Genomic DNA, 13,651 nt, shown 5'->3' with positions numbered 1-13,651 from the left:
TTTTTGTAATTTTCAACTCTTTTAAACGTTTTTTCAAATGGCAACATTTGATGTAAAATATTCGAATACAATGAATACAATTACAGCCGCAATTACCGCTGTTGGAGCTTATGTTCCAGAATTTGTGCTTTCAAACAAGGTTCTAGAAACAATGGTTGACACAAATGACGAGTGGATTACCTCTCGTACAGGAATTAAAGAAAGAAGAATCCTTAAAGATAATGATAAAGGAACCTCTTTCTTAGCCATTAAAGCTGCCCAAGATTTATTATCTAAAGCAAAAATTGACCCTTTGGAAATCGATATGGTCATAATGGCAACCGCTACCGCTGATATGCCAGTTGCTTCAACTGGGGTATATGTTGCAACCCAAATTGGTGCGACAAATGCATTTGCTTATGATTTACAAGCTGCTTGTTCCAGTTTTTTATATGGAATGTCTACAGCAGCTGCTTATATTCAATCAGGAAGATATAAAAAAGTACTTCTTATAGGTGCCGATAAAATGTCATCAATTGTAGATTATACGGACCGCTCCACATGTATTATTTTTGGAGATGGTGCTGGTGCTGTCTTATTTGAACCTAATTATGAAGGTTTAGGCTTGCAAGATGAATACTTAAGAAGCGACGGAATTGGTCGTGATTTCTTGAAAATTGATGCTGGTGGATCACTTCACCCTACCTCTTTGGATACCATAAAAGAAAACAGACATAATATTGTTCAAGACGGTAAAACTGTTTTTAAATATGCGGTTACTAATATGGCTGATGCAAGTGAGACAATTCTTAAGAGAAACAATTTAACGAATGAGGATGTAGATTGGTTAGTGCCACATCAGGCAAATAAGCGTATAATTGATGCTACTGCAAGTAGAATGAATTTAGAAGATTCTAAAGTTTTAATGAATATAGAGAAGTATGGTAATACTACTTCGGCAACTTTACCTTTAGTGCTTAACGATTTTGAACATTTGTTCAAAAAAGGAGATACTATTATTTTGGCTGCTTTTGGAGGGGGATTCACTTGGGGATCTATTTATTTAAAATGGGCATACGACAAACAATAAATTTAAACTAAAAACAAATAATTATGGATTTAAAAGAAATTCAGAACCTAATCAAATTTGTAGCAAATTCAGGAGTTGCAGAAGTTAAATTAGAAATGGATGATGTTAAAATCACCATTCGTACAACTTTAGAAGGTAATGTTACAGAGACCACGTATGTACAACAAATGCCTGCTCAAAATACACTACAACAAGCTTTAGCTCCACAGCCAGTTGCTCCAGTTGCAGCGGTTCCAGTACCAGTAGCTGAGGATTCTAAATATGTTACTATAAAATCGCCAATTATTGGTACTTTTTATAGAAAACCATCTCCAGATAAACCAATGTTTGTTGAAGTTGGTACTACTATCGGTAAAGGGGACGTGCTTTGTGTTATTGAAGCAATGAAATTATTTAATGAAATTGAGTCTGAAATTTCTGGTAAAATTGTAAAAATATTAGTTGATGATATGTCACCAGTAGAATTTGACCAACCTTTATTCTTAGTTGATCCATCTTAATTAATTTTAAATTATATATTTCGAGCGAACAAATTTGTTGTTTTGAAATAATTTAAAATTTAAAATTCATAATTTAAAATTTAAAACAAGATGTTTAAAAAAATATTAATTGCAAATAGGGGAGAAATTGCACTTCGTGTAATTAGAACTTGCAAAGAAATGGGCATTAAAACTGTTGCTGTTTATTCTACTGCTGATGCAGAGAGTTTACACGTAAGGTTTGCTGACGAAGCGGTTTGTATTGGACCACCTCCAAGCAACTTGTCCTATTTGAAAATGTCAAATATTATTGCCGCTGCAGAAATTACAAATGCAGATGCAATACATCCAGGATACGGATTCTTATCTGAAAATTCTAAATTTTCTAAAATATGTCAAGAGCACGGAATCAAATTCATTGGTGCTGCTCCTGAAATGATTGATAGAATGGGTGATAAAGCTTCTGCTAAATCAACTATGATTGAAGCTGGTGTGCCATGTGTACCTGGTTCAGTTGGAATTTTGGAATCATTCGAACAAACTCAAGAAATTGCAAAATCTTTTGGTTACCCAGTAATGCTTAAAGCAACTGCTGGTGGTGGTGGTAAAGGAATGCGTGCAGTTTGGAAAGAAGAAGATTTATTAAAAGCTTGGGAAGGCGCTCGTCAAGAATCAGCTGCCGCTTTTGGAAATGACGGAATGTATCTTGAAAAATTAATTGAAGAGCCTCGTCATATTGAAATCCAAGTAATTGGTGATTCTTATGGAAAAGCATGTCATCTTTCTGAAAGAGACTGTTCTGTACAAAGACGTCATCAAAAATTAACTGAAGAAACTCCTTCTCCATTCATGACAGACGAATTGCGTTTGAAAATGGGTGAAGCAGCAGTAAAAGCAGCAGAGTATATTAAATACGAAGGTGCAGGAACGGTAGAATTTTTAGTGGACAAACACCGTAATTTCTATTTCATGGAAATGAATACACGTATTCAGGTAGAACACCCAATTACGGAACAAGTTATTGATTATGATTTAATTCGAGAGCAAATTTTAGTTGCTGCTGGTGTGCCTATTTCTGGTAAAAATTATTTACCACAATTACACGCTATTGAATGTCGTATTAATGCTGAAGATCCATACAATGATTTTAGACCTTCACCAGGAAAGATAACAACATTACATATGCCAGGTGGACACGGAGTTCGTTTAGATACTCACGTTTATTCAGGTTATACCATTCCACCAAATTACGATTCAATGATCGCTAAATTGATTACTACTGCCCAATCTCGTGAGGAAGCAATAAGTAAAATGAGAAGAGCATTAGATGAATTCGTTATCGAAGGAATTAAAACTACAATACCATTTCATAGACAATTAATGGATGATCCTAGATATATTGCTGGTGATTATACTACTGCGTTCATGGATACTTTTAAAATGATTAGTCCTGAATAAAAGGAAAAAGATCAAATAAAAAAAGCATCACTTTTCAGTGATGCTTTTTTATATTAAAATCCCGAAATTTTATTTCGGGATTTTTTTTATGCTCCTAATTTACTTGAAATGGCAGCAGGAACTCCAGCTTTGTTTACCATAAAAGAGGTTGTTTTGTATTTTACGAAATCCTTAGTTACGTATAAATAACCTTTGTAGTCATTTGTAGCTCCCCAAGAATTTTTAACAATATAATATTCTTTACCCAATTGATCCTTAGCAATTCCAACAATATGCATCGCATGATCATCTGTAGTTTGATAATTATCAAATGCTTTTTGACGCATTTCTTCAGTAATTTCTGGTTCTTCTTTTGGACCATTAAACATATTTTCCTTTTCTTCTTTGGTCATGTCATCATAGTTCTTTGTTGGAACATAAGCAACACCATTTTTCCAACTAAAACTTTTTTCGCTTACATCTGTTGCCCAAGCTACAGTGAATCCATTTTTTAATGCGTTATCAATGATGGCAGTCATGTCATTCATTTTTACATTGTAAACCAAATCAAATGACCAGTTATCTGGAACCATCATCATTGTTTTTTTATAATAAGGCTCAGTAGAATAAGAAGCAAATTCAACATATTCATCAGGATTAATCCCTATTAATTCTTTTGCAAATGTTTGGGGAGTGTAATTTTTTCCTTTATAAGCAAAGGTTTTTGGTACTTCACCTAAATAAGAATCAATAACTGCTGCATATGCTTTTTCCCAGTTTGGGGTCAATTCTCCGTTTGGATTTTTTACCACTGCGGCTAATAATGCTTCGGTAATTCCTGACATTTCAGCAAATTTGTTTTTTGTAGTACCGTAATTTAGTCCACTATAAACTTCTTCAGGAACAGCTCCATATTTTTTGTACATATTAATTACATCGTGTAATTCTCCACCGTCACCTAGGGTAACAGCTCCATGCATACGTACATAATTCTTGCCTTTTTCCACATAAGCATTACGAGCCGAAAATACTTGTGATATTTCGACAGGTTGTTTGCCTAATCGGATCATTTCTGATTCTAAGTAAGAATTGGTAGAATAACTCCAGCAAGTTCCTGATGAACCTTGGTTTTTTATGGAAGTGTTTGCAAGATTAATTACGTCAGTAAATTTAAAACTTTCAACACTTTTTTCACTGGCATTAACTTTTAGAGAATTTACTAACCCATCTTGTGCAGAAGCGACACTCATACCTAGTACTAGTGTAGAGGCTATAAACAGATTTTTTACTTGAAATGTATACATTGTTTAATTTTTTGATGTTTACTATTGGTGTGTATTTATAACAATTGTTACAGTATAAGCTTGTTTTTTAACATTAATTTACAAAGTTTCTTTTAACCATTTAAAAAACTCTTTTTGCCATACTTGAGCGTTTTGAGGTTTTAGAACCCAATGGTTTTCTTCTGGGAAATAGATAAATCTACTTTTTATTCCGCGTAATTGTGCCGCTTGAAATGCTTCTTGACCTTGTCCTATTGGTACACGGAAATCTTTACCTCCTTGAAAAATTAATATTGGAGTATTCCATTTTTCTACTAAACTGGCAGGATTGAAAGTAGTATATGTTTTTTGGGCAACAGCATTGTCTTTTTCCCAATAAGGACCACCAAAATCCCAATTATTAAAGAAAACCTCTTCAGTAGTTCCAAACATACTTTGAGTATTGAATACGCCATCGTGTGCGATAAAAGTTTTGAAACGATTGTTGTGTATCCCAGCCAAATAAAAGGCCGAATACCCACCGTAACTTGCACCTATACATCCTAAACGACTTTTGTCAACATAACTTTCTTTGGCTACATCATCAATTGCCGATAGGTAATCGTCCATCACTTGTCCACCCCAATCTTTACTAATTTGCTCATTCCATTCTACTCCATGTCCTGGCATTCCGCGACGATTTGGCGCAACAACGATATAACCATTTGCGGCCATTAATTGAAAATTCCAACGGAACGAATAAAATTGAGTTAAAGCACTTTGAGGTCCTCCTTGGCAATACAAAAGAGTTGGGTATTTTTTTGAAGCATCAAAATTAGGAGGCAAAATTACCCAAACTAACATTTTTTTACCATCAGTTGTGGTGACATACCTTCTTTCTGTTTTGCTTAGCGCCAAAGAATCATAAGTAGCTGTATTTACATTTGACAATTGTTTCCATGTTTTCTTTTTTTGATCATAAGAAAATAATTCCGAAGCATGATTCATATCCGCTCTTGTAACAATAACATTGTTTCCAGAGAACCCTACGATTTCGTTTACATCAAAATCACCATTTGTAACTTGGTCTACATGCACGGCGATTTTTGTAAAACCAGGGAAGTTTACTTCAAATAGTTGTTTCGTTCCATCAACGGCAGCAATAAAATAGATTTTTGTTCCATCAGCACTCCAAGTAAAACTGTCTACAGTTCCATCCCAGTTTGCTGTTAAATTCATTTTCATTCCTTTAAAATCAACAATGATGTCATTTTTATCGGCTTCATAACCATCTCGTTTCATTTGTAGCCAAGTAAGATTTCCTGAAGGCGAAAATTTAGGTGCTACATCGTAACCAAGATTATCTTCGGTTCTATTTACCGTTTTTCCAGTTTCTATATTGTATTCAAAAATATTGGTATTGGTCGAAATGGCATATTGTGTACCTACTTTTTTCTTAGAAACATATAAAATGTGTTTGCTGTCTGGAGACCAAATGTAATCTTCGTCTCCACCAAAAGGTTTTTGCGGACTATCAAATGCTTCTGAACTTAGAATATCTACACCAACAGCTCCTTCGCTAGTTTCTTTATAAAAAACATGATTGAATTTACCTTCATTCCAGGTGTCCCAATGACGATAGTCTAAACCATCATAAATTTGAACATCTGAATTTTCAAGCTCGGGATAAAAATCTTTCCCAAGTACATTGTTGATTTTTACCTCTTCATTGTAGACAATGTATTTCCCATCTGGCGAAATGTTTTTGTCTTTTACCAAAGTTTTATAATCAACTACTTCGGTTGATTTTCCGCCATTAACAGGAACAGTATAGAATTTAGAATCCGATTTATTTTCCTCAACAGAAGGGATAGTTACTTTATAAACTACATTTTTTGCATCTGTAGATATTCCTATAGGAGTTACTCTTCCTAATTTCCAGAGTTTTTCTGGGGTCATTCCATTTTGACCAATTGCGCTTAAACTCATCATAGTTAGGGTTGTAAGGAGTATTTTTTTCATATAAAATTAAATTATTTTGGGTTCCTAAAAGTACAATTTTATTCTAAAATGAGAATCAGGATTATGTTAACTCTTTCAAAATGTTATTTTGTTTAAAACAGCGATAAGCATGTGTTTAATTCACTAAAAATATTATTTTTATAAAAAAATTAGAACATGCAACTAAGTTATTGGGAATTAAAAAATTGGTTTACAAATGTAGATTATACTGTTGTAGGAAGCGGAATTGTAGGTTTACACGCTGCGTTGCGCTTGCGCGAAAGGTTCCCTGGTAGTAAAATTTTAGTTCTTGAAAAAGGAATGTTGCCGCATGGAGCCAGTACTAAGAATGCTGGTTTTGCTTGTTTTGGGAGCATTTCTGAAATTATAGATGATTTAAAATCCCATTCGGAAGAAGAGGTAGTAGGTCTTATTGAAAAACGGTGGCAAGGGTTGCAATTGTTAAGGAAACGATTAGGAGATACCGCGATTGATTTTAAACCATTTGGGGGATATGAAGTTTTTTTAAATTCTGATGATAGTTGTTATACGGAATGTAGTAATAAATTGCCTTTTATAAATGAAATCCTAAAACCATTATTTAAAGCCGACGTTTTTGCCAAGCAAGTAGACCGTTTTAGTTTTAACGGCACAAAAGATTATTTAGTTTACAACCCTTTTGAAGGTCAGATTGATACAGGTAATATGATGCAGGCATTATTGAAAAATGCGTATTCTGAAAATATATTGATTTTGAACCAACAAACAGTCACTTCTTTTTTGGATAAAGGAAATGAAGTTGAGATCAACCTTGGAGATTTTAGTTTTATTACCAAAAAAGTTTTGTTTGCTACCAATGGATTTTCAAATCAATTGACTAATGGTGCTGTAAAGCCAGCGAGAGCCCAAGTTTTAATAACGGAACCAATAAAAGATTTAGATATAAAAGGGACATTTCATTTAGACAGAGGGTATTACTATTTTCGAAATATTGGAGATCGTATATTATTAGGTGGTGGAAGAAATCTTGATTTTGAGGCAGAAAACACAACGGAGTTTGCGCAGACAGAAATTGTACAAAATAAATTGGAACAATTATTAAAAGAAGTAATTTTGCCCAACCGAGATTTTAAAATTGAACACCGTTGGAGCGGTATTATGGGTATTGGTAACAGTAAGAAACCCATAGTTTCACAATTGTCTGAAAACGTTTATTGTGGAGTGCGATTAGGAGGAATGGGAGTAGCAATAGGAAGTTTAATAGGAACAGAATTAGCAGATTTAGTATAATGGGAATAAAAATTACACCTAAGAAAACCGCAAAAAAACCAGTAAAAAAAGAATCAGCCTCTTTTATGAATAAACTAAGAGTTATTTTATTTAAAACATTCTTATGGTTCATCGGACTGTCCGTATTTTTAGTAGTATTTTTTAAATTTGTACCGGTACCTTTTACTCCATTGATGGTAATGAGAGCTGTTGAAAACAAATTTGCTGGAAAAGAAAATCATTTTAGCCATGATTGGGAGCCTTTAGAGAATATTTCAGTCAATTTACAGAAAGCCGTTATTGCCAGTGAGGACGGAACTTTTCTCATTCATAATGGATTTGATTTTACTGCGATGCAAAAAGCATACAAAAGCAATGAGCGCGGTCGTAGAATAAAAGGAGGTAGTACAATTTCACAACAAACGGCCAAAAATGTATTTCTTTGGCAAGGAAGAAGTTATTTGAGAAAAGGACTGGAAGCTTATTTCACAGTACTTATTGAAGTGATTTGGGGTAAAGAACGGATTATGGAAGTGTATTTAAATAGTATTGAAATGGGCGATGGAGTGTATGGAGCACAAGCGGCTGCAGAACATTGGTACCGCAAAGATGCGGCAAATCTTACACCACTTCAAGCTGCAGGAATTGCAGCAATTTTACCTAATCCAAGAAGATTCACAGCAACGAGTTCCTCTTCTTATATCAATAATAGAAAAACAAAAATTATGCGAGTGATGCGTACTATTGGAAAAATAGAATATTAAATGTTAATTAATAAAAATGTTTTTTTCTTTTTAATTTTGTTCTCCGTTTTCAATTATGGACAAAGTAGGAAATCTGAAATTGGTATTATAACAGATAATGATCTTTATACATCCTCCAAGAATGACATGTATTATACGAATGGATTAGCAATTTTTTACCGTCATTTAATTAAAAATAGTAAGCTAGATATCTCTAAAAAAAGTGTAGAATTTACAATAGGACAATGTATTTATACACCTCGGTTTATAGACTCTCCTGAAAAAGAAATAATGGATCGTCCTTATGCGGGATATCTTTTTGGAGAAATTGGAGAAAATATATTTTATAAAAACGAATCCGTATTTAAAGCAAATTTTCAAATAGGATATGTTGGACCCAATTCCTATGGTAGAGAAATGCAAAAAAGCTTTCATAGTTTAGTGGGGTATAAAGCAGTTCAGGGTTGGGGATATCAAATTCAAAATGCACTGGCTGTCCAAACGCATTTCTTTTATTCAAAAAAGTTGTTTCCGAGATCTGAGAGTAAAAAAATAGATTTTCATTTTCAATCCGAAGCCAACTTAGGGACAATTTTTACTGGTGCATCAGCAGGTTTTTTAACTAGAATAGGGTTTAAGAAATTAGTCCCAATGTACAATTCTAATCTTCATGGAGGAGCAATTGGGAGTAATGAAAAAGAATTCTATTTTTATATAGCACCCAGTATAAATTATCAGTTGTACGATGCTACAATTCAAGGCAGTCTTTTTAATAGTAACAGTTCTGTAACTTTTGATTTGGTTCCACTTCGTTTTAATGGAGAAGCGGGTTTCAAATACCGTAAAAACAATTTGAACTTGTTTTATGTATTTGTTTATAGAGGTAAAGAATTATATAGCAAGACCATTTCAGGATATTTTTATGGTTCAATTGGAGTTTCCTATTTGCTAAAGTAGAATACAAATAAAAAAGACCCAAACTTTGTTTGGGTCTTTGTGGAGAATACGAGATTCGAACTCGTCACCTCTTGCCTGCCAGGCAAGCACTCTAGCCAAATGAGCTAATCCCCCAATAGTGGCGCAAATATAATATTTTAAAGTATTCAAATAGCATTTTTCAAAAAACAACTTCCAAATTTTTTAAAAAAGGATAGATTCCTATTTATATTTTTAACTTTACATAAAAACTACTGCTATGGCACTACCTGAATCCAATGGTTCATTATCAACAAAAATAGAAAATAAGATTGCAACCGTACAATTTGGTCATCCGGCAAGCAATTCATTTCCACGTCAATTGTTGGATTCTTTGACACAAGAATTGAATAATTTGAGTGAGAATTCAGCGGTTTCTGTAATTGTTTTAAAGAGTGTTGGTACTGGAGCATTTTGTGCTGGAGCCTCGTTTGATGAGCTTTTGGCGGTGTCGAATCAGGAAGAAGGGGTTCACTTTTTCTCGGGTTTTGCTCATTTGATAAATGCGATGCGTACTTGTTCAAAAATCATTGTGGGGCGCATTCATGGCAAAGCCGTAGGTGGCGGAGTTGGGATTGCGGCTACTTGTGACTATGCTTTTGCCACTGCTGATGCCAGTATAAAATTGTCTGAATTAGCCATCGGGATTGGTCCTTTTGTGATAGAACCTGCAGTAAGTCGTAAAATTGGTAAAACGGCCATGACCCAAATGACTTTGGCTGCTCACGAATGGAAAACGGCCGATTGGGCGCTAGAAAAAGGGTTGTATGCCAAACTAGCACATGACCAAGTAGAACTGGATATTGACATCGATCATTTCACATCGAAATTAGCTTCGTATAATCCTGACGCTTTATTCAAAATGAAAAAAATCATTTGGGAAGGAACCCAAGATTGGGATACTCTTTTACTAGAAAGAGCTGCAATTACAGGCAAGTTAGTTTTATCCAATTATGCTAAAAACGCATTAGAACAATTAAAAAAGAAGTAATAATTCGTTAAGCACATTAGGTTTGATGAGCTATTTCCTGCTATCCGCTGTATCTTAGCCTGGCCAAAAATGCCAGTCAAAGGATGCCGCTACTATCAGGGCTAAAAACACATATAATGGGAAACCCAATAAATGCAACCTATTTCTCATGGCAATTTACTAAATTTGCATTCAAAATTATACTTCGATGAGCAATATCAGAATTACAAAACAATTTAATTTCGAAACAGGGCATGCCTTATATGGTTATGATGGTAAATGTAAAAATGTTCACGGACATAGTTATAAATTATCAGTGACTGTAATAGGGAAACCTATTGTGAATCGTAACGATGTAAAGTTTGGTATGGTAATCGACTTTTCGGATTTAAAAAAAATTGTAAAAGAAGAAATTGTAGATCAGTTTGACCACGCCACTGTTTTTAATGAAACTACCCCGCATATTGAATTGGCTAATGAATTAATTAACCGCGGACACCACGTCATTTTAGTCGATTATCAGCCAACTAGTGAAAATATGGTAGTTGATTTTTCGCAAAGAATTATAGCAAGATTACCTGATGGAATTAAACTCTTCTCTCTTAAATTACAAGAAACCGAATCTTCTTTTGCAGAGTGGTTTGCGAGTGATAACCTATAATTCAATTTAGATATCTTAGTTTCATGAAACTACCTAATAACAAAAAAGTATATTTTGCTTCTGATCAACATTTTGGAGCGCCAACACCTAAATTGAGTTTTCCTCGAGAAAAGCGATTTGTGGCTTGGCTCGACGAAGTGAAAAAAGATGCCGAAGCTATTTTTTTAGTAGGTGATTTATTCGACTTTTGGTTCGAATATAAAACCGTAGTTCCTAAAGGTTTTGTACGTGTTTTAGGCAAACTGGCCGAAATTCGCGACAGCGGAATCCCAATCTATTTTTTCGTAGGAAACCACGATTTATGGATGGATGATTATTTCCAAAAAGAATTAAATATTCCAGTCTATCATGACAATCAAGAATATACTTTTGGGGATAAAACATTCTTAGTTGGACATGGAGACGGGAAAGGACCTGGTGACCTAGGTTACAAACGCATGAAAAAAGTGTTTACCAATCCGTTTTCTAAATGGCTTTTCCGCTGGTTGCATCCTGATATTGGAGTAGGACTGGCGCAATACCTTTCGGTGAAAAACAAACTCATTTCTGGTGATGAAGATGTCACTTTTCTAGGCGAAGACAATGAGTGGTTGATTTTGTATTCCAAAAGAAAGCTAGAAACCAAACACTACAATTACCTTGTTTTTGGGCACCGCCATTTGCCTATGAAAGTTACGGTAGGAGAAAATTCTGAATATGTGAATCTAGGCGACTGGATTACCTATTTTACTTATGGTGTTTTTGATGGAGAAACTTTTGAGTTAAAAAAGTACGAGAATTAATTCATTCCCTCCCCATTCAAATAGTCATCTATATTTATTTTAAATAAAGTACCTTCCACTAGGTCTTTGACTGCGATTAATTCTTGCATAGAAACAGCCAAATCAATTTGAGAACAAGGTGTTTTTAGTAAAAATTTGTGACAATTATTTTTCAAGCTACAATCATCACAACAGTTATTTAAAAGATAACTTTCGTCAATACAACATTGAAACAGTTTCAGTTCGTGTCGACTGAAATAAAACCCCGTTTCTCTAAAAATCAATTGCACTTTATCCGTTAATATTTCGTTCTCTTTTCTCCAAAAGAAAGAAGTCCCTGAATCGTTATAATATATTTGTTTCATTTCATGCATAATTCATTCATTTGAAACAAATATAATAATTATTTAGATTTATTCTAAATAAAAAAGATTAAAAAAGTTACAAAAAAGTCGGTAACAAATCCTGAGATTCAATACCGACTTTTTGAATTATATTAAAATGACTTTAAGACTCCTCTTTTTTAGGCTCGCCAATATTTTTCTGTAATTCTATTGATTCCTTAATGTTTTATTCGATGCTAACAGCTGCAACGACTTGAATATATTTTGATTCGCTTTTTTTTTCAAAAAAAGAATATAATTATTTAAAAAAAAGGCTAATTTATAATAGTCTAATTTTGTTTCTTTATTTTTATCATAGTATTTGGATGATCGTACATATTTTTTAAGACATAATATTTTTTTTACATTTAGATTATTTAGAACTCTAACTTCTTTAAAGAAAAAAGTACCGAAATTGGCACTGCTTCCATCTTTTATATAAAACTCGTTTGGCATTTCAATATGAGTTCTAATATATTTATAGTTATAATTAAAAAAGAGGGTATCTTTTTGTTTTTCTTGAGCCTGTAAATTAGGTATCGAAAATAGAGATAGAAAAATGAGAATTGCTGTTTTCATCAGTAAAATTTCGTTTATATTCTTAATCATTAATTACAACTGCTGGATTAACATGAATATATTTGGTTTCATTTTTAGTCTTTATTACTAAAAAAACAACATAATCCCTAAAAAAAATGATAAGTTTATAATTATTTAATTTTTGTTTTTTTGTTTTATCATAAAATTGAGAGGAGCGTATAAATTTTTTAAGGCAAAGTATCTCTTTTGGTTTTACATTTTTTAGGGTTTCGTTACCTTTAAAGAAAAAAACTTCATCTTTGTTACGGTCCTTAAGTAAATACTCTTTAGAAACAAATTTTGATTCATAAACATATTTATTGTCTAGTTTAAAAAAAAGCGTGTCTTTTGATTTTTCTTGTGCCTTTAGGACAGCAATAGAAAAAAAAGTTAGCAAAATAAGTGAAATATGTTTTTTCATAATTAAATGTTTTATGATAATTAGTTAGGGCAAGGAACTGTTCTGCTAAAACCAGTAACTCGACTAGCGAGTGCTTCAATTGCGGCTTTTTTTTCTGGGGATAAATCTGTCCAAGACTTCACATCGCTATCTCTTAAACCTCCCCAGGCCAGAGCTTCATAAAAAGTGTCGCTTGGTGCTTCACCGTAATAATTGATGTATTTATTATAATCATCGATAAGAACATTTTTATGAAATGCTTTTAATGCATCTTTCATACTATTAATGTATAATGCTCCCATAGTCCCGTGTTGATTGCCGTATGCTTCATATGTTTTTTTAAAATCCAAAACTTCTTGGTTTGTAACATCTATTGTGTATAGTTTTCTATACATATCGGCATGGATGTATTCATGCAAAATGATTCTTGCTCCCTCTAGAGCAGCACGTTCATTTGTTCTAGAAGTGCTTATTTCGATTGTAATCAAAGGGTTTGCCTCATCATACATCGTTCTTCCATTAATTTCTATACCAGTTTGATTTGAAACCACATGTTCTTTAGAAACAATAGTAATGTCAAATTCTGAATTACCTTTAAAATTAGCTAATAGATTCTTTACAAATGAATCACCGTTTTTATCTAACAAATCATTCAAACATTT

The 13,651-nt window shown here is 33.3% G+C and carries 15 protein-coding genes and 1 tRNA gene; 9 read left to right on the top strand and 7 right to left on the bottom strand.

What is annotated here, in order from left to right; translation table 11 throughout:
- The first annotated feature begins 70 nt into the window (after positions 1-70).
- The 3 genes from AB3G36_RS02615 (at position 71) to accC (ending at position 3,006) form a co-directional block, all read left to right on the top strand.
- Positions 71-1,069 (top strand): beta-ketoacyl-ACP synthase III, encoded by a 999-nt coding sequence (locus AB3G36_RS02615; protein ID WP_367757876.1) that lies wholly within the window; start codon positions 71-73, stop codon positions 1,067-1,069.
- Positions 1,070-1,092: 23 nt separating this feature from the next.
- Positions 1,093-1,569, top strand: a complete 477-nt coding sequence (accB, locus tag AB3G36_RS02610; protein WP_367755714.1) for an acetyl-CoA carboxylase biotin carboxyl carrier protein — start codon at positions 1,093-1,095, stop codon at positions 1,567-1,569.
- Positions 1,570-1,659: 90 nt separating this feature from the next.
- Complete coding sequence (gene accC / locus AB3G36_RS02605; RefSeq protein ID WP_367755712.1) at positions 1,660-3,006, top strand: acetyl-CoA carboxylase biotin carboxylase subunit; 1,347 nt, start codon at positions 1,660-1,662, stop codon at positions 3,004-3,006.
- Between the two features lie 86 nt (positions 3,007-3,092).
- Here the strand turns inward: accC and AB3G36_RS02600 are convergent, their stop codons facing one another.
- Both AB3G36_RS02600 and AB3G36_RS02595 read right to left on the bottom strand, forming a co-directional pair.
- Complete coding sequence (locus AB3G36_RS02600; RefSeq protein ID WP_367755710.1) at positions 3,093-4,289, bottom strand: aminopeptidase C; 1,197 nt, start codon at positions 4,287-4,289, stop codon at positions 3,093-3,095.
- A 78-nt stretch (positions 4,290-4,367) separates the two neighbouring features.
- Positions 4,368-6,269, bottom strand: coding sequence for an alpha/beta fold hydrolase (locus AB3G36_RS02595; protein ID WP_367755708.1), 1,902 nt, complete (start codon positions 6,267-6,269; stop codon positions 4,368-4,370).
- Between the two features lie 156 nt (positions 6,270-6,425).
- Between AB3G36_RS02595 and AB3G36_RS02590 the strand changes: the two genes are divergently transcribed.
- From AB3G36_RS02590 to AB3G36_RS02580, 3 genes are read left to right on the top strand one after another with little or no spacing between them, the layout of a single operon-like run.
- Positions 6,426-7,538, top strand: coding sequence for an NAD(P)/FAD-dependent oxidoreductase (locus AB3G36_RS02590; protein ID WP_367755706.1), 1,113 nt, complete (start codon positions 6,426-6,428; stop codon positions 7,536-7,538).
- Positions 7,538-8,281, top strand: coding sequence for a monofunctional biosynthetic peptidoglycan transglycosylase (gene mtgA, locus AB3G36_RS02585; RefSeq protein WP_367755704.1), 744 nt, complete (start codon positions 7,538-7,540; stop codon positions 8,279-8,281). The genes AB3G36_RS02590 and mtgA overlap by 1 nt, the downstream gene beginning before the upstream one ends.
- The gene (locus AB3G36_RS02580; protein WP_367755702.1) at positions 8,282-9,217 is read left to right on the top strand and encodes a lipid A deacylase LpxR family protein; all 936 of its coding nucleotides are present in this window, start codon (positions 8,282-8,284) and stop codon (positions 9,215-9,217) included.
- Between the two features lie 40 nt (positions 9,218-9,257).
- Here the strand turns inward: AB3G36_RS02580 and AB3G36_RS02575 are convergent.
- Positions 9,258-9,331: transfer RNA gene (locus tag AB3G36_RS02575), tRNA-Ala, on the bottom strand.
- 124 nt (positions 9,332-9,455) lie between these two features.
- Between AB3G36_RS02575 and AB3G36_RS02570 the strand changes: the two genes are divergently transcribed.
- From AB3G36_RS02570 to AB3G36_RS02560, 3 genes are all read left to right on the top strand, one after another.
- On the top strand, positions 9,456-10,226 hold the full coding sequence (locus AB3G36_RS02570; RefSeq protein WP_367755700.1) for an enoyl-CoA hydratase/isomerase family protein: 771 nt from the start codon (positions 9,456-9,458) through the stop codon (positions 10,224-10,226).
- Between the two features lie 187 nt (positions 10,227-10,413).
- Positions 10,414-10,866: a 6-pyruvoyl tetrahydropterin synthase family protein gene (locus AB3G36_RS02565; RefSeq protein WP_367755698.1), complete on the top strand. Its 453-nt coding sequence runs from the start codon at positions 10,414-10,416 to the stop codon at positions 10,864-10,866.
- 23 nt (positions 10,867-10,889) lie between these two features.
- A complete protein-coding gene (locus AB3G36_RS02560) occupies positions 10,890-11,648 on the top strand; it encodes a UDP-2,3-diacylglucosamine diphosphatase (RefSeq protein ID WP_367755696.1) in 759 nt (252 codons plus the stop codon).
- On the opposite strand, the gene AB3G36_RS02555 is transcribed toward AB3G36_RS02560, so the two are convergent.
- From AB3G36_RS02555 to AB3G36_RS02540, 4 genes are all read right to left on the bottom strand, one after another.
- Complete coding sequence (locus AB3G36_RS02555) at positions 11,645-12,001, bottom strand: hypothetical protein (RefSeq protein ID WP_367755694.1); 357 nt, start codon at positions 11,999-12,001, stop codon at positions 11,645-11,647. The two genes, AB3G36_RS02560 and AB3G36_RS02555, sit on opposite strands and share 4 nt — an antisense overlap.
- A 177-nt stretch (positions 12,002-12,178) precedes the next feature.
- On the bottom strand, positions 12,179-12,589 hold the full coding sequence (locus AB3G36_RS02550) for a hypothetical protein (protein WP_367755692.1): 411 nt from the start codon (positions 12,587-12,589) through the stop codon (positions 12,179-12,181).
- 22 nt (positions 12,590-12,611) lie between these two features.
- Positions 12,612-13,010, bottom strand: a complete 399-nt coding sequence (locus AB3G36_RS02545) for a hypothetical protein (protein WP_367755690.1) — start codon at positions 13,008-13,010, stop codon at positions 12,612-12,614.
- Positions 13,011-13,030: 20 nt separating this feature from the next.
- Positions 13,031-13,645, bottom strand: coding sequence for a hypothetical protein (locus AB3G36_RS02540; protein ID WP_367755688.1), 615 nt, complete (start codon positions 13,643-13,645; stop codon positions 13,031-13,033).
- Between the last annotated feature and the right edge of the window lie 6 nt (positions 13,646-13,651).

The sequence above is a fragment of the Flavobacterium sp. WC2430 genome (assembly GCF_040822075.1).
Lineage (GTDB): Bacteria > Bacteroidota > Bacteroidia > Flavobacteriales > Flavobacteriaceae > Flavobacterium.
This window is presented reverse-complemented; position numbering and strand designations above follow the sequence as displayed.